Below are 23,975 nucleotides of genomic sequence, written 5' to 3'. Positions count from 1 at the left end.
CCCCGTAGCGCTTACTTCGTAACGCGCTGCAGCGAAAGAGCTGCGCATTATAAAGAATTATCAGAACCCGTCAACACTATGCAGAAAATAATTCCCGGCCACGTCTTCAGGTGATTTGCCATTAGAAGCCGCCTCATCAATCTGCGGAGCCCAATCTCGCCTGAAGAATCGCAGCGACCCACTCTGATACCACCAGCGTCAGCTTCATCGTCGCCCGGGTAGCACCCACAAACAGCCTCCGTGCAGCTTTGTCATCGAGCGCCTCAAAGTCCACCTCAGTCAGGATCACACAGGGCGCGGCGCGCCCCTTGAAGCGCAATACGGAGTCCGTGAGGATGTCGCCCTCGGTCAGGATCGGATTGCCCAGCAGGTCATAACGCCCCGTAGGAGCCTTCAGCAAATAGGGACCGAGTCTCGTGAATGGCGTCAGCGCCGAATGCTCACGCCCGCGATAGCTGATCAATGCAATGTGCGAACGCTTGAAGCCCAAGCCGATGGCACGGGTGACTGCGCTGATTGAGCGCGCCACCAGTTCGTCCGGCGTCGTGTAAGTCAGGATATCGATCTCCGATCCGCTCAACGGACTGCCAGCCTCGACCGGGTGTTCCAGCGGAAACAATAGATTAAGCGACGCGAGGATGTCCTTCGGGCTGCGGTAATTGATATCGGAACGTAGCGTCACCCAGCCCGGCAGCTGAACCTGTGGCAGGCCGTAGAGATTCTGCATCGGATCCTCCAGCCACCAGGCCCGCCCGCCAGGGCGCAGGAAGCGCAGCAGGTTGTCGGCCCAGCGGGTATGGAAGTCCTGCCCTTCGTCGATGATGATCTCGTCGAAACGATCTGCCTCATCCGGAACATGCTTGTCCAGAAAGCCTTCCAGCCGGGCGAAGGCGCCTTCACGGCTGAAATCCGGCACGTCACCAGCCGCCCGACAGATACGATCAGCCAATTGATGATAAGTGAGGACCTGACCACCCGGCGGAGCGATGAGCGCGATGTGGTCGGCCAGCGGCCGGTTGTAACAAACGTAAAGCGGCTTGCGCCCGGCGGCGAGCGTATCCCGATAGACCGCCATCGCCAGCTGAGTCTTGCCCGAGCCGGCAGTGCCGATCACGCGCAGGCGGAAGGGCTCACACTCGATGCGCCGCGCCCACTCCGCCAGGCCTCCGGCCAGCCGCGTATACAATGCATTCGCCTCGCCGACGACCGCATGCACTTCCGGCACCAGTTGCAGCACGTCACCAAGGAAGCGATGCAACTTGTCCTTATAGAGGACCGACTCACCCCGCGCCGGCAGGATGGAGCGCACGGTATGGGCCAGGTACTCTCTCTTGCCCGCATCGATGATGCGTGCCGGGTCGATGCCCGCGGTGCCGGGCTGCTTCACGGTGTAATCCGGGCAGAACAGCAGCGCATCGACCTGCGGTGACTCGATCCCGCAGATCGCCCTCAGACGCTGGGTCAGCGCATCGACGGTCCGTGCGAGCTGCAGCGGCACGCTCTTGTCCTTCTGGGCGTAGCGTTTCACCAGGCCTTCCGGCGTCTCGGCCAGGAAACCGGATTTCTGCTCGATCAGCAGCAGCTTGCCGGTCGGCCCGACGATCGCGAAATCGATCTCGCCGACGATGGCGTAATTACCCTGCTGGACCCGCGTCCAGTGCACGCCGTGATAAACGGTGTAAGTGTCGTCCAACTCCGCGGCAAGAATCGCCAGGGTTTCGATTTCGCGCTGGGCGGCGCCGCTGGCCTTCAACTCGCGCCAGCCTTCGGGATGAATGACAGCCATGTAGGGGATTCTCGTGATCGGATCCGGTCCGGATCGCAACCCGGCCATTCTGTCAGCCCGGCCCACCGATTGTCATGCCACCTGGCGCTGCGGACGCTGCTATATATATGGAGGCCACGGTCTACGCAGATACGACGCTACTGCAGATGCCCGGTTGATACCCATCAAGGCCGGGGGCCCCTCCCCACGGGGACAATGCCCAAAACCCTTCGGAAGGTGAGGCCATGTTCCGCATTTCGAGCTATATCCGCGAAATCACTACCCCCACGCCCCTCGGCCCGCGCCGCTCGCCACCGGGGCCGGTGGTCATCTGGAACCTGATTCGCCGCTGCAATCTGACCTGCAAGCACTGCTACTCGATTTCCGCCGACAAGGACTTCGCCGGCGAACTCGACACGCAGGAGGTCTTCCGCGTGATGGACGACCTAAAGGCCTTCCGCGTGCCGGTGCTGATCCTCTCCGGCGGCGAACCCCTGCTGCGGCCCGACATCTTCGAGATCGCCGGGCGCGCCAAGGCGATGGGCTTCTACGTCGGCCTGTCATCCAATGGCACACTGATCGACAAAGACAATATCGATGCGATCGCCGCCGTGGACTTCGACTACGTCGGCGTCAGCCTGGACGGCATCCGCGCGACCCACGACAAGTTCCGTCGCCTCGACGGTGCCTTCGAGCGTTCGCTGGCCGGCCTGCGCCTGTGCCGCGAACTCGGCGTGAAAATCGGCGTGCGCTTCACGATGACCCAGGACAACGCCACCGATCTGCCCGCGGTGCTGCAGCTGGTGGAGGACGAAGGCATCGACCGCTTCTACTTCTCACACCTCAACTACGCCGGGCGCGGCAACAAGAACCGCGCCGACGACGCCCACCACATCCTCACCCGCAAGGCCATGGACCTGCTCTTCGACACGGCCTGGGACTGCGAGCGGCGCGGCCTCGACAAAGACTTCACCACCGGCAACAACGACGCCGACGGCCCCTTCTTCCTGCACTGGGTGCAACGGCGCTTCCCGCAGCACGCGGCCCACGTGGAGGCCAAGCTGCGGCAATGGGGTGGCAACTCCAGCGGCGTCAATGTGGCCAACATCGACAACCTGGGCAACGTCCACCCGGACACCATGTGGTGGCACCACACCCTCGGCAATGTCCGCGAGCGCAAGTTCGGCGACATCTGGACCGATCTGTCCGACCCGCTGCTAGCCGGCCTCAAACAGTCGCCGCGGCCAGTCAAGGGACGCTGCGCCGACTGCCGCTACCTGTCGATCTGCAACGGCAACACCCGCGTGCGGGCCCAGCAACTGACCGGCGACCCATGGCAGGAAGACCCCGGCTGCTACCTCGACAACGCCGAAATCGGCGTCGCCGACGGCGAACGCCTGGAAGTGAAGCCGTGGGTCCGGCTGCAGTCCGTGGCCTAAGCACTCCTCACAAGGGACCGCAGCACCATGATCAAGCGCCTCATCCCCACCATCGCCCTCGCCGCGCTGGCCTTCACTGCCTTGCCGGCCCAGGCCGGCACACCGGAGCTCTTCGCCCAGCACTGCGCCAGCTGCCACGGCACCGGCCGGCTGGGCGCGATGGGGCCGGCCCTGTTGCCGGACAGCCTCGAGCGCCTCAAGCGCAAGGACGCCGTCGCGACGATCCGTGACGGCCGCACCGCGACGCAGATGCCGCCCTTCTCAGCGGTGCTGTCCGCCGCCGAGATCGACGCCCTCACCGACTGGATCTACTCGCCGGTCAGCCCAGCGCCGACCTGGAGCGCGGCCGACATCCGCGCCTCGCGCGTCGAACCCTATCCGCCCGGCAACCTACCAGACACCCGCCAGGGTGACGTGGCGAAGGCCGATCCAATGAACCTGTTCATCGTCGTCGAGGCCGGCGACCACCACGTCAGCGTGCTCGACGGCGATCGCATGGAGCGCATCTTCCGCTTCCCGTCCCGCTACGCGCTGCACGGCGGCCCCAAGTTCACGCCAGATGGGCGCTACGTGTTCTTCGCGTCCCGCGACGGCTGGGTCAGCAAGTTCGACATCTGGAACCTCAAGGTCGTCGCCGAGGTGCGTGCCGGCCTCAACACCCGCAACGCCGCCGTCTCCAGCGACGGGCGCTACGTGGCGGTGGCCAACTACCTGCCCGGCAACCTGGCCATCTTCGACGCCGACCTCAAGCTGCTCAAGCTCATCGACGGCCGCAACCAGAAGGGCGACGCCGCTTCGCGCATTTCGGCGGTATACGACGCCGCGCCGCGGAAGAGCTTCGTGGTCGGCCTGAAGGACCTGCCAGAGATCTGGGAAATCTCCTACGACCCGGCCGCCAAGCCCTTCCACGACGGCTACGTGCACGACTACAAGATGGGCGAAGCAATTTCCACGCCCGGCTACCTCAACCCGCGCCGCACGCTGCTCGAAGAACCCCTCGACGACTTCTTCTTCACCCAGGACTACACCAACGTGGTCGGCGCCAGCCGGGACGGGCACGGCAAGGTGGTCAACCTCGATGTACGTCGGCCGATCAGCAACCTGGACCTGCCCGGCATGCCGCACCTGGGTTCCGGCATTTCCTGGCTACGGGACGGCCATCGCGTCGTGGCCAGCACCAACCTGAAGGACGCGCGGGTCAGCGTCATCGACATGCAGAACTGGCAGACCGTCGCCACCATCCCAACGCTGGGCCCCGGCTTCTTCCTGCGCAGCCATGAAAACAGCCCCTACGCGTGGGTGGACTCGATGATGAGCCCGACCGCCCGGGACACCCTGCAAGTCATCGACAAGCAGAGCCTGCAAGTCGTCGCACAAGTCCGCCCCGAACCGGGCAAGACCTTCGCCCACGTGGAATTCGACCGCAACGGCCGCTACGTGATCGCCAGCCTGATGGAGAAGGACGGTGCGCTGATCTTCCTCGACGCCAAGACTTTCAAGGAGATCAAGCGCCTGCCGGCATCGAAGCCTATCGGCAAGTACAACCTGTTCAACAAGATCCAGCGCTCCGAGGGCACCAGCCACTAGGCTGAGCCAAGCCAGACCTCAGCAACCCAACGCCACGCGTTTGGCCTGGTGAGCCTGTCGCTGTGCGGTCAATTGTTCGATGGCAGCCTTGGAACGGGGATCCCGCAACGCGGTCTCTGCGCCACGGATAACCTCCAGCAGTTCGGCACACACCGCCGCCTTGCCGGCAGCGTCCAGATTTTCCGGAACATCGGGGCTCCCGGTAATCGGTGCCGCGGGCTCCGGTGTTGCGACACTCCGCGCCGGCTCCACCGTCACCACCGGAATCTCCTCACGAGGCTCGGCCTCCCGCCAGGCGTCCACACCGCCGTGCGTAGACCAGTAGGCTGCAGCCCCGGTCAGCAACACCGCAGCGGTTACTACGCTCCCTTCCCTCATCGTCGGACCTCGCTGCACAAGGCCCGGAATGTACCATTTTGGGCACTCCACCACCTGTGCGGTCCGCCACGCGTCCGTTTCTCCGCTTGAGCGCGGTCAAGGCCCATGTGGCCCGCAGGGGCCAATCTGTTGCGACCCGGGCTGTTACGCCCGCCCCCGAGAGAGCCCCATGACCGATTCGTCCGCCCCCGTCATCGTCGATGCCCGCGGCCTGATGCCACCGGAGCCGCTGAACCTGACCCTAGAAGCCCTCGACACCCTGCCGCCGGACGGCGAGGTGATTCTGCTGATCTACCGGGAGCCGACGCCGCTGTACGACATCCTGCGGCGCAACGGCTACACCCATCGCACCGAGATGAACAGCGATGGCGAATTCGCGATCCACATCCGCCACGCCACCCCCTGAGCGGCGGGGAGCGGCTTCAATCGTGTTCAGCCAGGCGGGCGGCGTCGTGGATCACGATGTGCTTGCCCTGTACCGAGATCAGGCCGGCATCGGACAACTCGTGGAAGATTCGCGACAGGGTTTCCGGCGTGAGGCTCAGGCGCGACGCGATCACCTGCTTGCTGGTCGGCAGCTCAACGCTGTGCGTGCCGTCCTTTGGCGCACACGGCGCGCTTTCGGCCAATTGCAGCAGATAACCGATGACCCGCTGGGTGGAGGAACGCAGCGCATAGGACTCCACGTCCCGCACCATGGTGTGGAGGCGGATCGACATGCCGGCCAGCAGCTTGCGCGCAAAGCGCGGGTCCTGCTCGATCTGGTCGAAGACCGCCGACGCACCGATGTGCAGCACCAGCGTGTCGGCCAGCGCCTCACCCAGCACCGGATAGGGCTGGTCAAGGAACATCACGGCCTCGCCGAAGCTCTGCAGCGGCCCGAGGATCTCGACGACCTTCTCGTTGCCCTGGGCGGACGTGAAGGCCAGCTTGATCTGACCCCACACGACCAGGAAGAAACCCTTCGGCAGGTCGCCGCGCTGGAACAGGCGGTCGCCCTTCTGCAAACGCTTCTCCCGCGTCGCGGCAGCCAGATGGGCCAGATCCTCCGGCGCCAGGGCGCTGAACAGGGGCATGCGGCTCAACAGGCCAGGAATATCGATCTTGTCGGTGGACATGGCGCAGATTCTCGTATCGGGCGAAATGCCGGTTACGGATTCTAACCTTCTCCGCCCACCCCGAAACCTCTGTACGGAGTCCTTACCCCTTTATGGATAAGCCCATCTCACTGCAGGCGCGCCCCACGGGTGCAGCGCCTCAACCCGCCGCCGAGCCACCCGCTTCGGGCGCTACGGTCCTCTTCGCCGCCCCGCACCGGTCGATGTTCCTGGCCGGCGCGGTGCAAACCCTGCTGGCCTTCGCACCGTGGGCGTGGGAACTACTGGCCCGCAACGGCTTGCTGCCGGCCCCCGTCTGGCCATGGCCGCCGGCCTGGGTACACGGCCTGTGGGCCGCCTACGGCATCTTCCCGTTCTTCGTGTTCGGCTTCCTGCTGACCGCCATGCCGCGCTGGCAGGGCATGCCCGATACGCCCGGTGCGGTGGCGCGCCTGCCGTGGCTGCTGCTGGCGGCCGGCTGGCTGGGCTTCGATGCGGGCCTGTTCATCGCCACGCCGGTGTTGAGGATTGGCGGGCTGGCGCTGGTGCTGGCCGGCTGGCTGCTGATCCTGCGGGCACTGTGGCCAGTGGCCTTCAAGCCGGAAGCCCAGCGCAAGCACGCCGGCACGACCTGGTTCGCCCTCGCCGCCGGCGCACTCGGCCTCGTCGCCTGGCTGGCTTTCGCGGCCGGCGGCGCCCCGCTGGCGGCCCGCATCGGCGTGTCCATCGGCGTCTGGTGGCTGCTCGCCCCGCTGTTCATGGTGGTCAGCCACCGCATGATTCCCTTCTTCTCGTCCTCGGCGCTGCCCAAATACGAGCTCGTCCGCCCGGACTGGGCACTGCAGGTACTGGTCGGCGCCAGCCTGGTCCACGGCCTGCTGGCCATGGCCGGGTACGAAGCCTGGGCCTGGCCAGCCGACCTGGCCGCCGCCGGCACGGCCCTGTGGCTGAGCTGGAAATGGCAGTTCCGGCGCAGCTTCGCGGTGCGCCTGCTGGCCATGCTGCACATCGGCTTCCTGTGGCTGGGCATCGCCTGGCTGCTGGCTGGCCTGCAAGGCCTGGGGCAGGCCTTCAGCGTCACCCTCCTCGGCCTGGCGCCGCTGCATGCGATGGCGGTCGGCTTCTTCGCGACGATGACGCTGGCGATGGTGTCGCGCGTCACCCTCGGCCACTCCGGGCGCCCGCTGGTGGCCGACGAACTGACCTGGCGGCTGGCCCTCGGCCTCCATGCCGTCGCCGCCGTGCGCGTGCTGGCCGACGTGCTGCCCGGCGCCCAGACGGTACTGCCAGCGGTCGCCGCCGTCGGCTGGCTGGTCGTGTTCACCCCGTGGGTCGTCCGCCTGGTGCCGATCTACCTGAGCCGGCGCGCCGACGGCAAGCCGGGCTGAGCCGAGCCCTCACGGCTTTGCTGCGAGGCGGCAAAGTGCACCGTTTTCATGCGACCATGCGCGGACGCGGGCGGCTGACATGCCGCCCGCGTTTCCCGAAACAACCGCGCTATCGACATGGAATTCCTGACCGACCCGCAACTGCTGATCGCCTTCTTCACCCTCACCGCGCTGGAACTGGTGCTGGGCATCGACAACGTGATCTTCATCTCCATCCTGGTGGACAAGCTGCCGCCCGCCCAGCGCGGCACCGCCCGCCGGCTGGGGCTGTTCCTGGCCATGTTCATGCGGATCGGCCTGCTGATGCTGCTGTCGTGGCTGGCCGGGCTGACCGAGCCCCTCGTCACGGTGCTGGAGCACGGCTTCTCCGGCCGCGACCTGATCCTGCTGGCCGGCGGCCTGTTCCTGGTCTGGAAGAGCACCCAGGAAGTGCACCAGCTGATGGAAGGCGAGGAAGGCGAAGCCTCCAGCGCCGTGCAGGCCACCTTTGCCGCGGTGCTGGTGCAGATCATCCTGATCGACATCGTGTTCTCGCTGGACTCCATCATCACCGCCATCGGCATGGTCAATAACCTTCAGGTGATGATCGCCGCCGTGGTCGCCTCGGTGGGCCTGATGATGCTTGCCTCCGGCCCGATCGGCGACTTCGTGTCGCGCCACCCCACCGTCAAGATGCTGGCCCTGTCCTTCCTGCTGGTGATCGGCGTGGTGCTGATCGCCGACGCCTTCGGCCACCACGTGCCGAAGGGCTACATCTACTCGGCGATGGCCTTCTCGGTGCTGGTCGAAACCCTCAACCTGCGCATGCGCAGCCGCCAGGCCGCCAAGGCGGAACCGGTCAAGCTGCACGCCGCCTATGCGCGGGAGGAAAAACAGTGACGGCCCCCTTCGGGCCGCTGACTCCCGATTTCGTGCTGTCGGCAGTGGAAGCCACCGGTCTCTTCTGCGACGGCCGGCTGCTGACCCTCAACAGCTACGAGAACCGCGTCTACCAGGTCGGCATCGAGGACACCGCGCCGGTGGTCGCCAAGTTCTACCGCCCGGCGCGCTGGAGCGACGAGGCCATCCTCGAGGAACACGCCTTCCTGGCCGAGCTGGCCGAGGCAGAGATCCCCGCCGTGCCGGCGCTGGAGATCGGCGGGCGCACGCTGCACCATACCGACGGCTTCCGCCTGGCCCTGTTCCCGCGCCGCGGCGGCCGCGCGCCGGAGCTGGACGACCCGGAAGTACTCACCTGGCTGGGGCGCTTCCTCGGGCGCATCCACGCCATCGGCGCCCGCCAGCCCTTCACCCACCGGCCGACACTGGACATCCGCAGCTTCGGCGAGGAACCGCGCGACGCACTGCTGGCCTCGCCCTTCCTGCCGCCGGAACTGCGCGACACCTGGCTGTCGGTGGTGGACCAGGCCCTGGCCAGCGTGCGCCGCTGCTTCGAGCGAGCCGGCGAACTGCCCCAGATCCGCCTGCACGGCGACGTGCACAGCGGCAACGTGCTGTGGACCGACACCGGCCCGCATTTCGTGGATTTCGACGATGCCCGCAACGGCCCGGCGATCCAGGACCTGTGGATGCTGCTGTCCGGCGACGCACCGGCAATGGCACGCCAGCTCGACGCGGTCCTCGAAGGCTACGAGCAGTTCGCCGATTTCGAACCGCGCAGCCTCAACCTGGTGGAAGCCCTGCGCACCCTGCGCCTGATCCACTACGCCGGCTGGATTGCCAAGCGCTGGGACGACCCGGCCTTCCCGGCCGCCTTCAGCTGGTTCGATACGCCGCGCTACTGGCAGGACCAGATCCTGGCACTGCGGGAGCAGGTCGCACTGATGGACGAATCGCCGCTGCTGCGGCAGTTCTGAGCGGGAAAGCAGTCAGGCCGGCGCCGCCGCTTCGGGCGCCTTGAACTCACCGGAACGGAAGGCGTCGAGCATGCGCCGCATGCGGCCGGCGTCCTCATCGGTGAAACCGCGCTTGAAATCGGTGAGCACCAGCCGCGCGCGGGTCGGCCAGTTGCCGGGGGCGTCATCGATGGCCAGCCATTGGGCGTCGCCGCCTTTGCGGGCCAGCCACTGGTGCGCCTCCCGCTCGCGCAGGCCGTACAGCTCGTCGGGCTTGCGCGGAAAGATCGTCGGCGTGGTGTCGATGACCCGCGGCCGGATATCCTCCGAAAAACGCGCCACCAGCTTGGGCAGCGAGAACAGCGTGCGCCAGTCGGATGCGATGACGACCCGTGTCTCCGGGTAGTCGCGCAGCACCGCCTCCAGCTCCGGCAGGCAACGGAAATCCTCCACCTCGCCCCAGGGATGGGTGACGCCGTCGAAGTCGAGGAAGACGTAAACCGGACTCATCGCCACGGCCGCCGAACCGGCAAGTTTTCGATCAGGAGTTGATGCATCGCAACAATGGCATTCGAGAAAGCCGGAAACTAAACGTTAATGTAAAAAACCCGTGTAACAGACACGCTAGACTATTCTAAAGTCAGCGATTGTTGCAGTGCGGTAAATTTTCTTATCCCTACGGAGCCCCTCTATGAAACCCATCATCAACCTCGAAGGCAAGGTTGGCCTGATCACCGGCATCGCCAACGAAAAATCCATCTCCACCGGGGTCGCCGAGGCCTGCATCGACGCGGGCGCCAAGGTCATCATCACCTACCAGAACGAGAAGACCCTGGCTTTCATCGAGCCCATCGTCAGCCGTCTGGGCGTCGAGGACGTGATGCTGCTCGACGTGACCAAGCCGGAGATCGTCGACGACGTGTTCGCGCAGATCGACGCCAAGTACGGCAAGCTCGACTTCGCGATCCACTCGATGGCCTTCGCCAAGCGCGACGATCTGCACGGCCGCGTGGTGGACACCTCTGCCGACGGCTTCGCCCTGGCCATGGACGTATCCACCCACTCCTTCGTGCGTCTGGCCCGCAAGGCCGAGCCTCTGCTCGAAAAGGCCGGCGGCGGCTCGCTGATCACCATGACCTACCTGGGCAGCGAGAAGGTCATCGCCAACTACGGCATGATGGGCCTGTGCAAGGCCGCGCTGGAAGCCGCCACCCGCTACATGGCCTTCGAGCTGGGCTCCAAGAACATCCGCGTCAACGCCATCTCCCCGGGCCCGCTGATGACCCGCGCCGCCTCCGGCATCGCCGGCTTTGACGGCCTGATGGCCGCCGCGGTGGATCGCTCCCCGCTGCACCGCCTGGTCACGCCGGAAGACATCGGCGCACTGACCGCCTTCCTGGTCTCCGACGCGGGCCGCAACCTCTCCGGTGGCGTACACTTCGTGGATGCCGGCTACAACATCATCGGGTAATCCCACTCGCTCCGTGATGACGGAACCGGACGCCGGGGACGCCGCGGGCGACATCATCGCCGCCCGCATCGCCGACCCGGTGCCGGTCCATCCGCTGCTCGACGGCCGCCCCGAGCTTGGGCGCGGCGAGTCGTCCATCGTCCTCGATGCCGGCGACGGCGAGCGGGTCTACAAAGTCGTCAGCTCCCCCGCCGACTACTACTACCTGGCTGCCGACGACCGTCCCACCGGCATTCACTTCCCGCGCCTGTACCGCGACCACGGCGTGGTAGGCAAAGCCAGCAACGGCTACTCCTTCCGTCTGCTGGAAATCGAACGCCTGGAGCCGATCAGCGGCCCGGCCGAAGCCGTCGCGCACATCCTCTCCGAAGCCTACTGGCAGGGCTGCGAGAAATGGGCCAATCTGGGCGTCAACCGCGGCCGCCTGGCGCTCTACCACATCGCCCAGGAACCACCGCCAGGCCTGCCGGGGAGCATCGTGCAGGCCATCGCCGCGCTGTCCGACTTCATCGAGGAGTACCCGGTCCAGCCGGACATCCTCAACCCCCACAACCTGATGATGCGCGCCGACGGCACCCTGGTCTTCTCCGACCCGGTCTTCCTGCCCTGACAGGACGGGGCACTCCAGCCCTTATTCCAGGCGCAAATACGAAAAGCATTTTTACAAAGCTGGGCCGCACGCGCCTTTGTTACTGTCACAAAACATTCATTTGATTCAGCAAGACGTCTGTCGATAAATGTGCGGGTTTTCTGGTGCAACGCACAAGAAAACGCTCAAACCCGCATCGCCCTGCCAGGCCGACATGAAGTCCTCCCTATGAGCATTCGACGCTACCTGATCATCCTCATCACCATCACCACCACGCTGTTGCTGGCCGCCGGCACGGCCGGCCTGCTGATGTTCCACCACAACACGCGACTGGTACGCAGCCTCACCGACGATGCTATTCCCGGCGCACTGGCCGCCTCCGACCTGGGCGCCCAGCTCAAGCAGGTACAGATCATCCTCACTGAGATCGTCTACGCGCCCAGCGCCGACGTGGCCGCCGGTGCCAAGGAAAAACTGCTGGCCCAACGCCAGGGCCTGCACGAAGCCCTCAAGGAGCAGGCACCACTCGCCCACTCCGACACCGAACAAGCGATGCTCCTCCAGGCGGAAGAAAGCCTCGCCCAATACGAAGCAGCCATGGACGAGACCATCGAACAGGCCGTAGCCGGCCAGCGCGCCATCGCCGAAGCCAGCCTGTACGCCAACGTGGCGCAATACCAGCAGGAACTGCAGCAGATCCTCGAAACCCTGCGCGTCGAGAAGCGCCGCACCAAGGACCGCTCGGTGGCCGCCGTGGAAGAAGGCTTCGTGCAGACCGAATGGATCCTCTCGATCACCACCGGCCTGACGCTGGTCGTCCTGGTCGGCCTGGTGTTCCGCCTGCACGGCAACATCATCAAGCCGCTGCGCGCAATGGAAACCACGATGGCCTCCATCGCCACCTCGCTGGACTTCACGCAGCGCGTGCCGGTGGTGCGCGACGACGAGATCGGCCAGTCGGTGCGTGCCTTCAACAGCCTGATCGACACCCTGCAGGCCAGCCTCGGCGAGATGGTCGAGGTGATCCGCCGCAACGAGGTGGCCTCCATCGAGATGCACCAGTCGGCCGCCGCCATCGCCCGCCTGGCGTCCAACGGCACCCAGTCGTCCCAGGCCATCCACTCGGCGGTGCAGGCCATCCAGGCCCATATCGTCGACATCGACCGGGAAACCCGCCAGGCCGGCGAGATCAGCAACGACTCCAGCGCCCGCGCCACCGAGAACAGCGCGGTGATCCGCAACGCCGCCGGCCGCATCGAACAGCTCGCCGCCAGCATCGACAACGCCTCGGGACGGGTCTTCGACCTGGCCGCGTCGGTGGCAAAGGTCGAGACCGTCGTCTCCGAGATCCGCCAGATCGCCGACCAGACCAATCTGCTGGCCCTCAACGCAGCCATCGAGGCAGCACGCGCCGGCGAGTCGGGGCGCGGCTTCGCGGTGGTCGCCGACGAGGTGCGCAAGCTGGCCGAACGCGCCGCCGGCTCCACCGAGCTGATCAACCAGCACATCTCCGAGATCCGCGAGACCTCCCACGACTCCACCGAGCTGATGCAGAAGGTTATCGGCGAGATGCAGGAGAGCACCGTGCTGGCCCAAACCGCCGGTAATGCCGTGGAACGCATCGAAGACTCCACCGGCAAGGTCATCGACGTGGTGAACGAAATCACCCGCCTGGTGGCCATCGGCCAGTCGTCCAGCAACGAGATCGTCGGCCAGGTCGGCATGATCGACAACCTCCTCGGCGACGCCAACCACGCCGCGCTGCACACCAAGCAGGCCGCCGACTCGATCCGCGACATCTCCCAGCACATGGCACGTATCGTCGAGCGTTTCCGCATCGGTGGACCAGCCCTTGCATCGGCACGCTAAACGGCGCCGCTTGGCCTAAAATCCGCAGCGCTTTGACGGGGCACAGCCCCGCACACCCTCAACACGGAGAACCTGCATGTCCGGCGATCATTTCCATGTCCACGGCCCCCACGACCACGCGGTCGAGCACGCCAGCCACGGCGGCGACGGCTTCGCCTCGCGCATCGCGGCGATGACGGCGGTCCTGGCCACCCTCGGCGCACTGTTCAGCTATGCCGGCGGCGCCACCCAGAACGACGCGCTGATGCACAAGAACGAGGCCGCCATCCGCAAGACGGAAGCTTCCAACCAGTGGGGCTACTACCAGGCCAAGAGCTCCAAGCAGAACATCGCCGAATTGGCCTTTGCGCTGACCAGCGGTGAAGCCCAGACCCGCTACCAGTCGGAAATCGAGCGCTACAAGCGCGAGAAGGAAGACATCAAGAGCAAGGCCGAGAAGCTCGAAGCCTCCGCCACCGAGGCCGAGGAAGCCAGCGAGCACTCCATGCACGAGCACCACCGCTGGGCCCAGGCGATGACCGCCATGCAGGTCGCCATCTCGCTGGCGGCAATCACCCTGCTGACCCGCAAGAAATGGATGGAATGGGCCTCCCTCGGGGTGGCCGGCGCTGGCTGCGCGATCGCTGCGGTGGCCCTGCTCCACCTTTGAAACCCAAAATGGTCAGAATGCCTTGACAGTCTGAGTACAGCTACGGAGCATGGAGCGGGTCCAACGTCAGGAGGGCCACACCATGCAACACCGTTCGCGTTCCATCGAACAAGGCAGTGCATGGCGGCCCTGGCGCCGCCTAGCCGAGGCCTTCGCCGTCATTGTCGGCCTCGCCGTTCTGAGCCCGGCGCACGCCGACAAACCCTACCAATATTACGTGGTCGGCAACCCGGCCGACGCCAGCTCCAGCCAGCCACCCCGCGAGCCGTCCGCGCTGCTGATGGGCGGCGGCCCGGACGTGGACGCGGCCTTCCAGTGGATGATCGCCCGCGCCGGCGGCGGCGACTTCGTGGTGATCCGCGCCACCGGCACCGACGCCTACAACCCCTACATCTATGCGATGGGCGGCGTGGATTCGGTGGAGACGCTGATCATCCCGTCGCGGGGTGCCGCCAACGATCCCTTCGTAATCGACCGCATCAGCAAGGCCGAGGCCTTGTTCATTGCCGGTGGCGACCAGGCCGACTACATCAATTTCTGGAAGGGCACCGGCGTCGAGCAGGCCATCAACGGCCTGATCGCCCGCAGGGTGCCGATCGGCGGGACCAGTGCCGGCCTGGCGGTGCTCGGCCAGTTCGACTTCGCGGCCCTCAACGGCACCGTCTATTCCGACGACGCGCTCAGCAACCCCTACAACAAGCGGATGACCATCGACCGTGGCTTCATCACCGCGCCAGGCCTGGACTTCGTGATCACCGACGCCCATCTGGACACCCGCGACCGCATGGGCCGGCTGGTCGGCTTCCTGGCGCGCATCGTGCAGGACGGCTGGTCGGGCATGACCCGCGGCATCGGCGTGGACGTGGAAACGGCCCTCGCGGTGGCCGGCACCTCGGCCACCCGGCTCGGCACCGGCTCGGTGTATTTCCTGCAAACCAACGGCCTGCCGCAAGTCTGCCAGCCCGGCACGCCGCTCACCTACCGCAACGTCGGCGTGCAGCGCCTGTCCGGCAGCGGCCGCTTCGACCTGCTGAACTGGCGCGGCTACGGCGGCGCCACCACCAACTACAACCTGTCTGCCGAGGGCGGCCTGCTGTACTCGACCCAGCCGGGCGGAGCGATCTACTGAACTCGCCCGGCGGCCAACTCAGTTGCCAATGCTGAAAGGGCGCTGCAGGTAAATGTTGCGCCCTTCCGGCAAGACCAGCCGGTTGTCCTTCACATAGCCGTCCCACAGGGCCACCAGCTCCGCCAGCCGGGCCGGCTGGCTGGCGGCCAGGTCGGTGGTTTCGCCGGGATCGGCGGCCAGATCGAACAATTCCCACTTGCCGCTGCCCACCGGTTTCTCCGACCACACGATCTTCCAGTCCCCCTGACGGATCGAGCGGTTACCGAACAATTCCTCGCCGAGCACATAGTCCTGCGGATGGGGGCTGGCGACCTGGCCCTGCAGGTAGGGCAGCAGCGAGCGCCCGGTGATCGGGTGCACACTGCGCCCCTTGTAGCGGCTGCCGGGGTCGGCCACGCCGGCCAGTTGCAGGAAGGTCGGCGCCAGGTCGCGGACCGTCGCCAGCGCCTTCCGGTTGCCCCCTTCCGCAGCGCTCACACCGGGCAGTCGGGCAATGGCCGGAGAGATCACGCCGCCTTCGGTGGTGAAACCCTTCGAGTAACGGAACGGCGTTGCCCCCACCTCGGCCCAGCGGGCCCCGTAATACACATAGGAATCCGCCTTGCCGATGTTGTCCAGCCGGTTGTTCGCCCCGGACGGCGTGAACTCGGGCACCACGTGGCCTTCCGCGCCGTTGTCGGAGAGGAAGAAAACCGCCGTGTTCTCATACTGACCGGTGTCCTTCAGGTACTGGATCAGGCGCCCGATGTTGGCATCCAGGTTGTCCACCAGTGCCGCGTAAGTCTCCATGCGGCGCGCCTCCAGGGCCCGCTGCTCGGGGTTCAGGCTGGACCAGTCGGGTAGAGTGGCCGTCGCCGGCAGCGGCTGATGTACCGACTTTCCGGCCTCGACGAGGCCGAGGCGGCGCTGGCGCTCCAGGCGCTCGGCGCGGATCGCCGCGTAGCCGCCGTCGTAGCGCCCCTTGTACTTGGCGATGGCCTCCGGCGGCGCCTGCAGCGGCCAGTGGGGCGCGGTGTAGGCCGCGTAGGCAAAGAACGGCTGGCCGTCGGCGCGGTGCTTGTCGATGAAGGCGATCAGCTTGTCGGTGAAGGTGTTGGACGAGAAGTAGTCCGCCGGCAGCTTCACCTCGCGGTCCTGCTCCACGTAGGTGCCGGCATTCCAGCCGGCCGGCGTCGGGAAGTGGTTGCCACCGCCCTGCAGCAGCGCAAAGGATTCCTCGAAACCGCGCGCCTGCGGACGGTGCTTTCCGTCCAGGCCCAGGTGCCACTTGCCGGCCAGGTAGGTGTGGTAGCCGGCGTCGCGCAGCAGCGCCGGAAAGGACAGTGCATCGTCGTTCAGATAACCCTCGTAGCCCGGCTGGCCCTTCTGATTGGGCTGGATCAGCTCGGCCATCGTGCCCAGTCCGGCGAGGTGGTGATCGGTGCCGGACAGCAGCGCCGCGCGGGTCGGCGAGCAGGTCGGCGCGACGTGGAAATTGGTGAGGCGCACGCCGTCGCGCGCCAGCTCGTCCAGGTTGGGGGTGTCGATCTCGCCACCGTAGGGGCGAATATCCGAATAGCCCAGGTCGTCGGCCAGGATCAGCAGGATGTTCGGCCGGCGCGCCGCACCGCCCGTCTCCGCCGGCCCGGCCGCCAGTACAGAACCGAGGCCGCAGCACAGCAGGGCCAGCGCCGTCATCCGGGGAAAATCGATCTTTACAGCCATCGCGCTACGTCTCCACAGGGGCGGCGCTGAGCTCAGCGCCTGACGCCGGGCAAGTTAGCGGCGAAACGGAAGGCTGGGAACGAACAAATCGTGGATAGCTTTGCGCACATGCCATGCCGTGTGCGGCACGAAGCAGCGCTGCTGGCCCGGCAGCAGCCGGCTGTGGCGGTGACAGCAGAAGCGGGGCGGCCCGAAGGTTCCCACCGGCGGCGACGGACCGCACCCGATCCGCAGCGGCGCGTGCAAACGCCGAGTTGCGCCACGCGACGCGCGGCGACGGCCGCGACGGGGAACGCTTCTTGCGGGCCTGCCGCAGCGCAACACGCGCCCCATCAACGAATGAAAAACGATCCGATGAAACTGAAGACCCTGATTTCCGTGGCCGCCCTCGGCCTGGCCACGCCGCTGCTGGCCCAGGCCCAGGCCGTCGTCAATGTGCGCAACCTGTCCTATGCAGCGGCCCACGAAGCCGCCTCGGTAGCACTGGAGACCTGCCGGAAGGGCGGTTATGCCGTCACCGTCACGGTGCTCGACCGCCTCGGCCGTACCAAGGTCGTCCTGCACGACGATGGCGCCGGGCCGCACACCATCGAGAACAGCCTGCGCAAGGCCTACACCAGCCTGACCTTCAAGACCACGTCGGGGGAATTCGGCAAGCGCATCGCCGGTACGCCGAACGCCGCCGGCATCCTGCAGCTGGAAAACGTCACCACGCTGGAAGGCGCTCTGCCGATCCTGGCCGGCCAGGACCTGGTCGGCGCCATCGGCATTTCCGGCGCGCCGGGTGGTGACAAGGATGCCGCCTGCGCCCAGGCCGGCATCGACCGCATCGCCGGCGGTTTGGCCGCCCGCTGACGCCTGCCTGGCCGGGCCGTCTGAAGGGGAAGCCGGGGCCGGCCTCCCCTGCGGTGCTCAGATCACCGCATCCTTCACTTCACCGCCGAGGGCTTCCAGCACAGCCGGGATCAGGCGCGACAGCTCGCCGCTCATCAACGCGAAGTCGGCTTCGATCTGCATGTCGGTGGCGTCGGCCTGGCGCTCGGCCTCTTCCTTGATGATGTCGAGGAAGGCCAGGCGCTTGATCTCCATCTTCTCGGTGAGCATGAAGGAGATGCGGTCGTCGAAGGTCAGCGCCAGCCGCGTCGGCAGCTTGCCAGCGGCCAGGTGGTCCTGCACGTCCTTGCCGTCCAGCGCGTGGCGCACATAGCGCACCGCGGCCTTCTCGTCGGTCACCGCACGCAGTTCGCAGTCCAGGTCGATGCTGAAAGCACCCGACGCCTCATTGGCGGCCAGCCAGTCGGTCATCACCGACACCGGCGACAGCTGGGTCTTGACCATCTTCACCGGCAGCTCGTCCAGCGTGTCGCGCAGGGCCTCGAGGACTTCCTCGGCGCGGGCCTGGCTGGCGGCGTCGATGACCAGCCAGCCGCCCACCGGGTCGATCCAGCTGAACACCTTGCGGCGGCGCGTGAAGGCGCGCGGCAGCAGTTCCTGCAGCACCGCCTCCTTGATTTCCTTCATCTGCTTGCGACCGGGCTTGTAGCCCTGCTGGGCCTCGATCATCTCGGCCTTGTCGGCCGCTACCTCGTTAACCACCGACGAAGGCAGCAGCTTCTGCTCGACGGCGAGAGAAATCAGGAAATGGCCGCCGACCGCCAGCACGAAGCGGTCGTCCTTGGTCGGCGAACTCCAGCCGCGGGTCGCCATGTCCTGGCTGCCACAGGGCTGGAAGGGCCGCGCGGCGAGCTTCTCGGCGAGGGCTTCGGCAGTCAGGCCCCAGTTTTCAGGAAGACGGTAGATCTGGAGATTGCGGAACCACATGGGGATACATCCGTGCTGATGGAGAAGAGGCGGCATTGTAGCCGCCATGGCGGCGGAAGGCCCGACCCCGTACCGAACGTTGGGGCGAATTCATTCGCCCATGACGGCTCGATCGAAGTTCGCGGGCGAATGAATTCGCCCCAACGGGGCTACCCGTCAGGAGGCGTCGGCCGGAGTGCTTTCCCAGCCGTTCTCGAAGACCACCGTTTCCAGCGGCATGCGTTCGGCCCACTGATGAATCTCCAGCATCGGCCTGGGATAGAACTCGTCCACATGGCCGATGCACAGGATCGCGACCGGGCGCGCGCCGGCCGGCATGTCGAGCAGCGTGGCCAGGTCCACCGGGTCGAAGATCGACACCCAGCCGAGGCCGATGCCTTCGGCGCGGGCCGCCAGCCACATGTTCTGGATCGCACAGGCCACCGAGGCGAGGTCCATCTCGGGCAGCGTACGGCGGCCGAAGACGTGCTTCTCGCGGCCGTCGGCCAGCGCCACGACGATCACCTCACCGGCCTCGAGCAGGCCCTCCACCTTGAGGCGCATGAAATCCTCTTCCCGCTCGCCAAGAGCGCGGGCGGTGTTGCGGCGCTCCTTCTCGACCAGCACGTGCATGCGCTCGCGCAGGCCCCGGTCGGTGATGCGGATGAAGCGCCAGGGCTGCATGTAGCCGACGCTGGGGGCGTGATGGGCCGCCCACAGCAGCCGCGCCAGGATCTCGGGATCGACCGGGTCGGGGCGGAAGTGACGCATGTCGCGCCGCTCGGCGATCACGCGGTAGATCGCCGCGACCTCGGCATCCGGGAAACGATGGGAATCGGCCATGATGGGTACGGTTTTATCGGTGAGGGGTTGGGGCTCTTTTTGTGGTGGCGAATGAATTCGCCCCCACAGCTTAGGGCAGCGGCTCCATGCGAGCCGCCCCACGGCATGGCCCCGAGTTTACTCGTCGAGCAGGCGGACGCGGACCTTCTTGCCCTTCAGCTTGCCATCGGCGAGGCGCTTGAGAGCCTGGCGGACGATGTTGCGCCGCACGGCCACATACGTGGATTGCTCGGTCACGTTGATCTTGCCGATCTGTTCGGCGGCAAAGCCGGCCTCGCCGGTCAGCGCACCGAGCACATCGCCGGGGCGGATCTTGTCCTTGCGCCCGCCGAGGATCTGCAGCGTGGCCATCGGCGGCAGCAGCGGCGCGGCATTCTCGGCCTGCAGCTCGGCGATGGATTCCCACTGCGGCTCGAAGCCCTGGCTGCGGGCGATGTTGCCGACGCGGTTCTTCTCCGTCGGGCCGACCAGGCTCAGCGCCCAGCCGTCGCGCTCGGCACGGCCGGTGCGGCCGACGCGGTGCACGTGCACCTCCGGGTCGGGCGTCACATCGACGTTGATCACCGCTTCCAGGCCGGCGATGTCGAGGCCGCGGGCGGCCACATCGGTGCCCACCAGCACCGAGCAGCTGCGGTTGGCGAAGCGCACCAGCACCTGGTCGCGCTCGCGCTGGTCGAGGTCGCCGTGCAGCGCCAGCGCATGGATGCCCTCGGCGTGCAGCACGTCCACCAGGTCGCGGCACTGCTGCTTGGTGTTGCAGAAGGCCAGCGTGCTCTCCGGGCGGTAATGGCGCAGCAGCAGGCCGACGGCGGCCAGGCGCTGCTCCCGCGTCACCTCATAGAAGCGCTGGCGGATCTTGTCGGCCTCGTGCTGCTCGGCCAGGGCGATCTCCCGCGGCTGGCGCATGAACTGGCGGGCCAGGCGCACCACGCCCTCCGGGTAGGTGGCCGAGAACAGCAGGGTCTGGCGGTCCTTCGGGCAAGCCTTGGCCACGTAGGCGATGTCGTCGAAGAAGCCCATGTCGAGCATGCGGTCGGCCTCATCGAGAACCAGCGCGCGCAGCGCATCGAGCTTGAGGCTGCCGCGGGACAGGTGGTCCATCAGGCGGCCCGGCGTGCCGACGACGATATGCGCGCCGTGGGCCAGGCTGTCGGCCTGCGGCCGGATCGGGCTGCCGCCGCACAGGCTGAGGACCTTGATGTTCTCTTCGGCGCGGGCCAGGCGACGGACTTCCTGGGCGACCTGCTCGGCCAGCTCGCGGGTCGGGCACAGCACCAGGGCCTGCACGGCGAAGCTGCGCGCGTCGAGGCGGTTCAGCAGCGGCAACGCGAAAGCCGCGGTCTTGCCACTGCCGGTCTTGGCCTGGGCGATCAGGTCGTCGCCGGCCAGGGCCACCGGCAGCGCGGCGGCCTGGATCGGCGTCATCGTGTGGTAACCGAGGCGCGCCAGGTTGGCGATCACCGCGGCCGGCAGGGGCAGCTGGTCGAAGGGCGCCGATACGGCGGCGACGGGAGGCGGGACGAAAGTCGCCGCGGGGTCAGCGGCGGAATCGGCGTCCGGCGGCGGGGGAAGAATCGAGCTCATGCCGGATTATCCCGGAAAGCCCCGCCTGCTGCTCGCCAAGCAGGCCAATGCCCCGTACTCAGTTGTTCAGGTGCAGGCGTGCCCGTTCCCGTGCCAGCCGTTCCTGCAAACGGTTTTGCTCTTCCGCCTCGGCACGCCGCTGCTGCTCTTCCTTCTGGCGCTGCTCGTACTCGGCCTTGCGGCGGGCGGCCTCCTCGGCCTGCTGCAGCTCAGCCGACACCCGGTCGGCGTAATAGCTGCGCTCCTGCAGGGCGTGCTCGCGCTGGCGCTCCTCCTCCTTGCGGGCGTATTCCGCGCGCTGTTCCTCCTGGCGGCGGACCGACTCCGCGCGCTGGCGGCGCTCGGCGGCCTCCTGCTCGGCGATTTCCTGCTCCGACATATCGCCATACATCTGGCGCCGCTCCGCTGCGATGACCTTCTGCTGCGCCTCCGCAGCCCCGTCACCGCTGGCCACCCGGCGGAAGGCAAAGACCGAGAAGAAGATCTGGATCAACATGCCGATGATCATCAGCGTACCGATCACACCCAGCATGATGCGCAGCGGCGAGCGCTTGGCGGCCTTGATCTCCACCTGCAGCGGCAGCGGATCCCTGACCAGCAGCGGCTCGACGACCGCCTCCGCCACAGCCGGCCGGGAGCGGGCCAGCCCCGCGTCGTAAGCCGCCCGCCGCCCCGGATCGGCCAGAATCCACACCGCTTCGCGGATCGCCTTGAGCTTGTTGTCCACGTCGGCCGGCGGCAGGCCGTGATTGCCCGACTGATAGTGGCGGGTCAGGCGCAAGTGCGCCGCCTGAATGTCGGCTTCGCTGGCGGTGGGCGCCAGCCCGAGCAGGTCGTAGAGCGTGGTCCTGGCTGTCATGGCAATCCGTCGGGCAAAAACTCGGCTAAGGGCCGAAAGACAGGGGAATTATACGGATCTCCAGCGGCATCTCGGCGTGACGCAGATCGTCACGGACACGGCAAAAAATCCCGCCGCGGCCGATAATCGGCCATCCGCCCACCGATCCGCGCCACCGATGGAACTCGCCCAGCTCAGCCACACCCTCCGCCAGGACGCCCTCAGCGTGGTGTTCGTCAATGTGCTGCTGCAGCAGATGGGCGTCCCGGTGCCGGCGGTGCCGACCCTGCTGCTGGCCGGCAGCCTCGCCGCCGGGCCCGACGGGCTCGGCAAGCTGCTGGCGGTGGCGGTGCTGGCCTCGGTCGTGGCCGACTGGGCCTGGTACGGCGCCGGCAAGCTGTTCGGCTACCGGGTGCTGGCCGGGCTGTGCAAATTGTCGATCAACCCGGCGTCCTGCGTCAGCCAGACCGAAGCCCGCTTCATCCGCTGGGGCCTGTCGTCGCTGGTGGTGGCCAAGTTCATCCCCGGTTTCTCGACGGTGGCGCCGCCGATCGCCGGCGCGCTGCGCATGAGCCTCGGCGGCTTCCTGCTCGCCGCGGCGGCCGGCGCCGCGCTGTGGGCCGGCGCGGCACTGGGGGCAGGCTGGGTGCTGAAGGAGGCGGTGCAGGCCGCCATCGTCGCGCTGGACGAACACATGGGCCGCGCGCTGGTGGTAGCCGGCCTGCTGGCCGGCGCCTGGCTGGGCTGGAAGCTGTGGCAGAAATACCGTTTCCGCCAGCAATGCGCGATCGCCCACATCACGCCGACCGAACTGCTGGCGGCGTTGGAATCCGCCGACCGGCCGCTGGTGCTCGACCTGCGCGGCGCGACGATGATCGCCGCCACCGGCCCGATCCCCGGCACGCGCCTCGCGGAACACGACCGCCTGCACGAGGCGGTCGGCGACTGGCCGAAGAATCGCCCCATCGTCACACTCTGCGCCTGCCCCGAGGATGCCGGCGCGATCCAGGCGGCGCGCCGCCTGCTGAAAGACGGCTACCTGTCGGTGCGGCCGCTACAGGGCGGCTACGAAGCCTGGCTGGCCGCCACCGGCCAGGCGGAGCCAGCGGACCCTCAGTAACCCGGCCAGGGCAGCGGCGGCGCAACCAGGCGCCGCTCGCCGGGCCCTGCCACCGGTCCGAAGCGAGCATCGCCGGCCTCCCACTCGTGCTGGGCAGCGGCAATCTCCTCCTTGCTGAAACCGACGAAGTTCCACCACATCAGCACCGGCTCGCCGAAGGGCGCACCGCCGAGCAGCAGGATGCGCCCGCCCGCCGACAGCTGCGCATCGAAACGCGCCTGCCCGTCACCGAGATAGGCCAATTCGCCGATCCCGAAACGCTTGCCATCGATGTCGATATGGCCCTCAAGCGGCAGCACTGCGTATTCAAAGCCGGGTTCCAGCGCCAGGCCGACACGGCCGCCCGCCGCGCTGCTCACATCCAGCCCGACCAGCGGCGAATACAGGCGCGCCGGCGCCACGTGACCGCCATGGCACCCAGCCAGCAGCGTGAACGTGCAACCGTCGGCATCCCAGCGCGGCAGGTCGGGATAGTGCTCGAAGGCCGGCTCACGCTCCCGTTCTTCAAACGGCAGTGCAATCCACAACTGCGCGGCGTGCAGACGCGTCTCGCCGGGCAGGGAATCCTCGGTATGCACGATGCCGCGCCCGGCGGTCATCAGATTGACCTGGCCGGGGCGGATCACCTGCTCGTGGCCGAGACTGTCCCGGTGCAGCACCTCGCCCTCGATCATCCACGTGAAGGTCTGCAGGCCGATGTGCGGATGGGCGCCAACGTGCATGCCGTGGCCGGTCTCGAAGTCCCGCGGCCCGATGTGGTCGAGGAAACACCAGGCGCCCACCATGCGCCGCTCACGGGTCGGCACGGCGCGCCGGATCGTCAGTCCCTCGCCCAGATCAGCGGAGCGGGCCTCGATGCGCTGGATCGTCATGGTCCTGTCCCTCCGCCC

General features: G+C 67.1%; 23 protein-coding genes. 13 read left to right on the top strand and 10 right to left on the bottom strand.

The window, feature by feature from the left end; translation table 11 throughout:
• Positions 1 to 136: 136 nt before the first annotated feature.
• Entirely contained in the window at positions 137 to 1,786 is a 1,650-nt protein-coding gene (locus tag B4920_RS10945; protein ID WP_079434702.1) for an ATP-binding domain-containing protein, read from the bottom strand.
• 224 nt (positions 1,787 to 2,010) lie between these two features.
• Between B4920_RS10945 and nirJ the strand changes: the two genes are divergently transcribed.
• On the top strand, positions 2,011 to 3,204 hold the full coding sequence (gene nirJ / locus B4920_RS10940) for a heme d1 biosynthesis radical SAM protein NirJ (RefSeq protein WP_079434701.1): 1,194 nt from the start codon (positions 2,011 to 2,013) through the stop codon (positions 3,202 to 3,204).
• A 27-nt stretch (positions 3,205 to 3,231) separates the two neighbouring features.
• Entirely contained in the window at positions 3,232 to 4,791 is a 1,560-nt protein-coding gene (locus tag B4920_RS10935) for a nitrite reductase (protein ID WP_079434700.1), read from the top strand.
• Between the two features lie 18 nt (positions 4,792 to 4,809).
• On the opposite strand, the gene B4920_RS10930 is transcribed toward B4920_RS10935, so the two are convergent.
• Positions 4,810 to 5,169 (bottom strand): hypothetical protein, encoded by a 360-nt coding sequence (locus B4920_RS10930; protein ID WP_139379491.1) that lies wholly within the window; start codon positions 5,167 to 5,169, stop codon positions 4,810 to 4,812.
• 169 nt (positions 5,170 to 5,338) lie between these two features.
• On the opposite strand from B4920_RS10930, the gene B4920_RS10925 reads away from it, so the two are divergent.
• Positions 5,339 to 5,575: a DUF2249 domain-containing protein gene (locus B4920_RS10925; protein WP_079434698.1), complete on the top strand. Its 237-nt coding sequence runs from the start codon at positions 5,339 to 5,341 to the stop codon at positions 5,573 to 5,575.
• Positions 5,576 to 5,591: 16 nt separating this feature from the next.
• Here B4920_RS10925 and B4920_RS10920 read toward each other — a convergent pair whose 3' ends face one another.
• Positions 5,592 to 6,287 carry a Crp/Fnr family transcriptional regulator gene (locus tag B4920_RS10920; protein ID WP_079434697.1) on the bottom strand — a complete coding sequence of 232 codons (696 nt, stop codon included), beginning with the start codon at positions 6,285 to 6,287 and terminating at the stop codon, positions 5,592 to 5,594.
• A gap of 92 nt (positions 6,288 to 6,379) precedes the next feature.
• On the opposite strand from B4920_RS10920, the gene B4920_RS10915 reads away from it, so the two are divergent.
• The 3 genes from B4920_RS10915 to B4920_RS10905 all read left to right on the top strand — a co-directional run bounded on the left by B4920_RS10915 (position 6,380) and on the right by B4920_RS10905 (position 9,510).
• Positions 6,380 to 7,654 (top strand): NnrS family protein, encoded by a 1,275-nt coding sequence (locus B4920_RS10915; protein WP_079434696.1) that lies wholly within the window; start codon positions 6,380 to 6,382, stop codon positions 7,652 to 7,654.
• Positions 7,655 to 7,771: 117 nt separating this feature from the next.
• A complete protein-coding gene (locus B4920_RS10910; RefSeq protein WP_079434695.1) occupies positions 7,772 to 8,533 on the top strand; it encodes a TerC family protein in 762 nt (253 codons plus the stop codon).
• Positions 8,530 to 9,510: a serine/threonine protein kinase gene (locus B4920_RS10905; RefSeq protein ID WP_079434694.1), complete on the top strand. Its 981-nt coding sequence runs from the start codon at positions 8,530 to 8,532 to the stop codon at positions 9,508 to 9,510. The genes B4920_RS10910 and B4920_RS10905 overlap by 4 nt, the downstream gene beginning before the upstream one ends.
• Before the next feature lie 12 nt (positions 9,511 to 9,522).
• Here the strand turns inward: B4920_RS10905 and B4920_RS10900 are convergent, their stop codons facing one another.
• A complete protein-coding gene (locus B4920_RS10900) occupies positions 9,523 to 9,999 on the bottom strand; it encodes an HAD domain-containing protein (RefSeq protein WP_079434693.1) in 477 nt (158 codons plus the stop codon).
• Positions 10,000 to 10,180: 181 nt separating this feature from the next.
• Here B4920_RS10900 and fabI point away from each other — a divergent pair, with 181 nt between their 5' ends.
• The 5 genes from fabI to B4920_RS10875 all read left to right on the top strand — a co-directional run bounded on the left by fabI (position 10,181) and on the right by B4920_RS10875 (position 15,196).
• Entirely contained in the window at positions 10,181 to 10,960 is a 780-nt protein-coding gene (fabI, locus tag B4920_RS10895; RefSeq protein WP_079434692.1) for an enoyl-ACP reductase FabI, read from the top strand.
• A 16-nt stretch (positions 10,961 to 10,976) separates the two neighbouring features.
• Positions 10,977 to 11,570, top strand: coding sequence for a hypothetical protein (locus tag B4920_RS10890; RefSeq protein ID WP_079434691.1), 594 nt, complete (start codon positions 10,977 to 10,979; stop codon positions 11,568 to 11,570).
• Positions 11,571 to 11,777: 207 nt separating this feature from the next.
• Positions 11,778 to 13,418, top strand: a complete 1,641-nt coding sequence (locus B4920_RS10885; RefSeq protein ID WP_079434690.1) for a methyl-accepting chemotaxis protein — start codon at positions 11,778 to 11,780, stop codon at positions 13,416 to 13,418.
• Positions 13,419 to 13,494: 76 nt separating this feature from the next.
• Entirely contained in the window at positions 13,495 to 14,067 is a 573-nt protein-coding gene (locus B4920_RS10880) for a DUF4337 domain-containing protein (RefSeq protein WP_079434689.1), read from the top strand.
• An 82-nt stretch (positions 14,068 to 14,149) separates the two neighbouring features.
• Positions 14,150 to 15,196 (top strand): cyanophycinase, encoded by a 1,047-nt coding sequence (locus tag B4920_RS10875; protein ID WP_161493282.1) that lies wholly within the window; start codon positions 14,150 to 14,152, stop codon positions 15,194 to 15,196.
• A gap of 18 nt (positions 15,197 to 15,214) precedes the next feature.
• Here the strand turns inward: B4920_RS10875 and B4920_RS10870 are convergent, their stop codons facing one another.
• Positions 15,215 to 16,900: an arylsulfatase gene (locus B4920_RS10870; protein ID WP_079434687.1), complete on the bottom strand. Its 1,686-nt coding sequence runs from the start codon at positions 16,898 to 16,900 to the stop codon at positions 15,215 to 15,217.
• 354 nt (positions 16,901 to 17,254) lie between these two features.
• Here B4920_RS10870 and B4920_RS10865 point away from each other — a divergent pair, with 354 nt between their 5' ends.
• Positions 17,255 to 17,755: a heme-binding protein gene (locus B4920_RS10865; protein ID WP_161493281.1), complete on the top strand. Its 501-nt coding sequence runs from the start codon at positions 17,255 to 17,257 to the stop codon at positions 17,753 to 17,755.
• Between the two features lie 57 nt (positions 17,756 to 17,812).
• Here the strand turns inward: B4920_RS10865 and B4920_RS10860 are convergent, their stop codons facing one another.
• The 4 genes from B4920_RS10860 to B4920_RS30835 all read right to left on the bottom strand — a co-directional run bounded on the left by B4920_RS10860 (position 17,813) and on the right by B4920_RS30835 (position 21,986).
• The gene (locus B4920_RS10860; RefSeq protein WP_079434685.1) at positions 17,813 to 18,721 is read right to left on the bottom strand and encodes a recombination-associated protein RdgC; all 909 of its coding nucleotides are present in this window, start codon (positions 18,719 to 18,721) and stop codon (positions 17,813 to 17,815) included.
• 156 nt (positions 18,722 to 18,877) lie between these two features.
• On the bottom strand, positions 18,878 to 19,543 hold the full coding sequence (bluB, locus tag B4920_RS10855) for a 5,6-dimethylbenzimidazole synthase (RefSeq protein ID WP_079434684.1): 666 nt from the start codon (positions 19,541 to 19,543) through the stop codon (positions 18,878 to 18,880).
• Positions 19,544 to 19,660: 117 nt separating this feature from the next.
• Positions 19,661 to 21,127, bottom strand: a complete 1,467-nt coding sequence (gene dbpA, locus B4920_RS10850) for an ATP-dependent RNA helicase DbpA (RefSeq protein ID WP_079434683.1) — start codon at positions 21,125 to 21,127, stop codon at positions 19,661 to 19,663.
• A 58-nt stretch (positions 21,128 to 21,185) separates the two neighbouring features.
• On the bottom strand, positions 21,186 to 21,986 hold the full coding sequence (locus B4920_RS30835; protein WP_079434682.1) for a DnaJ domain-containing protein: 801 nt from the start codon (positions 21,984 to 21,986) through the stop codon (positions 21,186 to 21,188).
• A gap of 157 nt (positions 21,987 to 22,143) precedes the next feature.
• On the opposite strand from B4920_RS30835, the gene B4920_RS10840 reads away from it, so the two are divergent.
• Positions 22,144 to 23,085 (top strand): VTT domain-containing protein, encoded by a 942-nt coding sequence (locus tag B4920_RS10840; protein ID WP_079434681.1) that lies wholly within the window; start codon positions 22,144 to 22,146, stop codon positions 23,083 to 23,085.
• On the opposite strand, the gene B4920_RS10835 is transcribed toward B4920_RS10840, so the two are convergent.
• Positions 23,079 to 23,957, bottom strand: a complete 879-nt coding sequence (locus B4920_RS10835) for a pirin family protein (RefSeq protein WP_079434680.1) — start codon at positions 23,955 to 23,957, stop codon at positions 23,079 to 23,081. The genes B4920_RS10840 and B4920_RS10835 overlap by 7 nt on opposite strands.
• Between the last annotated feature and the right edge of the window lie 18 nt (positions 23,958 to 23,975).

Origin of the sequence: Zoogloea sp. LCSB751, from assembly GCF_002028455.1 — a bacterium.
Classification (GTDB): Bacteria; Pseudomonadota; Gammaproteobacteria; order Burkholderiales; family Rhodocyclaceae; genus Zoogloea.
The sequence above is the reverse complement of the archived record's forward strand: the minus strand, read 5'-3'. Positions and strand labels throughout refer to the sequence as shown.

Bases quoted from the DNA above. Each gene is read 5' to 3' on its own strand.
- B4920_RS10840 (WP_079434681.1), top strand. From the start codon at position 22,144: ATGGAACTCGCCCAGCTCAGCCACACCCTCCGCCAGGACGCCCTCAGC.
- B4920_RS10890 (WP_079434691.1), top strand. From the start codon at position 10,977: ATGACGGAACCGGACGCCGGGGACGCCGCGGGCGACATCATCGCCGCC.
- B4920_RS30835 (WP_079434682.1), bottom strand. From the start codon at position 21,986: ATGACAGCCAGGACCACGCTCTACGACCTGCTCGGGCTGGCGCCCACC.
- B4920_RS10880 (WP_079434689.1), top strand. From the start codon at position 13,495: ATGTCCGGCGATCATTTCCATGTCCACGGCCCCCACGACCACGCGGTC.
- nirJ (WP_079434701.1), top strand. From the start codon at position 2,011: ATGTTCCGCATTTCGAGCTATATCCGCGAAATCACTACCCCCACGCCC.
- B4920_RS10920 (WP_079434697.1), bottom strand. From the start codon at position 6,287: ATGTCCACCGACAAGATCGATATTCCTGGCCTGTTGAGCCGCATGCCC.
- B4920_RS10885 (WP_079434690.1), top strand. From the start codon at position 11,778: ATGAGCATTCGACGCTACCTGATCATCCTCATCACCATCACCACCACG.
- B4920_RS10945 (WP_079434702.1), bottom strand. From the start codon at position 1,786: ATGGCTGTCATTCATCCCGAAGGCTGGCGCGAGTTGAAGGCCAGCGGC.
- B4920_RS10835 (WP_079434680.1), bottom strand. From the start codon at position 23,957: ATGACGATCCAGCGCATCGAGGCCCGCTCCGCTGATCTGGGCGAGGGA.
- fabI (WP_079434692.1), top strand. From the start codon at position 10,181: ATGAAACCCATCATCAACCTCGAAGGCAAGGTTGGCCTGATCACCGGC.
- B4920_RS10925 (WP_079434698.1), top strand. From the start codon at position 5,339: ATGACCGATTCGTCCGCCCCCGTCATCGTCGATGCCCGCGGCCTGATG.
- B4920_RS10875 (WP_161493282.1), top strand. From the start codon at position 14,150: ATGCAACACCGTTCGCGTTCCATCGAACAAGGCAGTGCATGGCGGCCC.
- B4920_RS10910 (WP_079434695.1), top strand. From the start codon at position 7,772: ATGGAATTCCTGACCGACCCGCAACTGCTGATCGCCTTCTTCACCCTC.
- B4920_RS10870 (WP_079434687.1), bottom strand. From the start codon at position 16,900: ATGGCTGTAAAGATCGATTTTCCCCGGATGACGGCGCTGGCCCTGCTG.
- dbpA (WP_079434683.1), bottom strand. From the start codon at position 21,127: ATGAGCTCGATTCTTCCCCCGCCGCCGGACGCCGATTCCGCCGCTGAC.
- B4920_RS10930 (WP_139379491.1), bottom strand. From the start codon at position 5,169: ATGAGGGAAGGGAGCGTAGTAACCGCTGCGGTGTTGCTGACCGGGGCT.
- bluB (WP_079434684.1), bottom strand. From the start codon at position 19,543: ATGGCCGATTCCCATCGTTTCCCGGATGCCGAGGTCGCGGCGATCTAC.
- B4920_RS10865 (WP_161493281.1), top strand. From the start codon at position 17,255: ATGAAACTGAAGACCCTGATTTCCGTGGCCGCCCTCGGCCTGGCCACG.
- B4920_RS10915 (WP_079434696.1), top strand. From the start codon at position 6,380: ATGGATAAGCCCATCTCACTGCAGGCGCGCCCCACGGGTGCAGCGCCT.
- B4920_RS10860 (WP_079434685.1), bottom strand. From the start codon at position 18,721: ATGTGGTTCCGCAATCTCCAGATCTACCGTCTTCCTGAAAACTGGGGC.
- B4920_RS10900 (WP_079434693.1), bottom strand. From the start codon at position 9,999: ATGAGTCCGGTTTACGTCTTCCTCGACTTCGACGGCGTCACCCATCCC.
- B4920_RS10935 (WP_079434700.1), top strand. From the start codon at position 3,232: ATGATCAAGCGCCTCATCCCCACCATCGCCCTCGCCGCGCTGGCCTTC.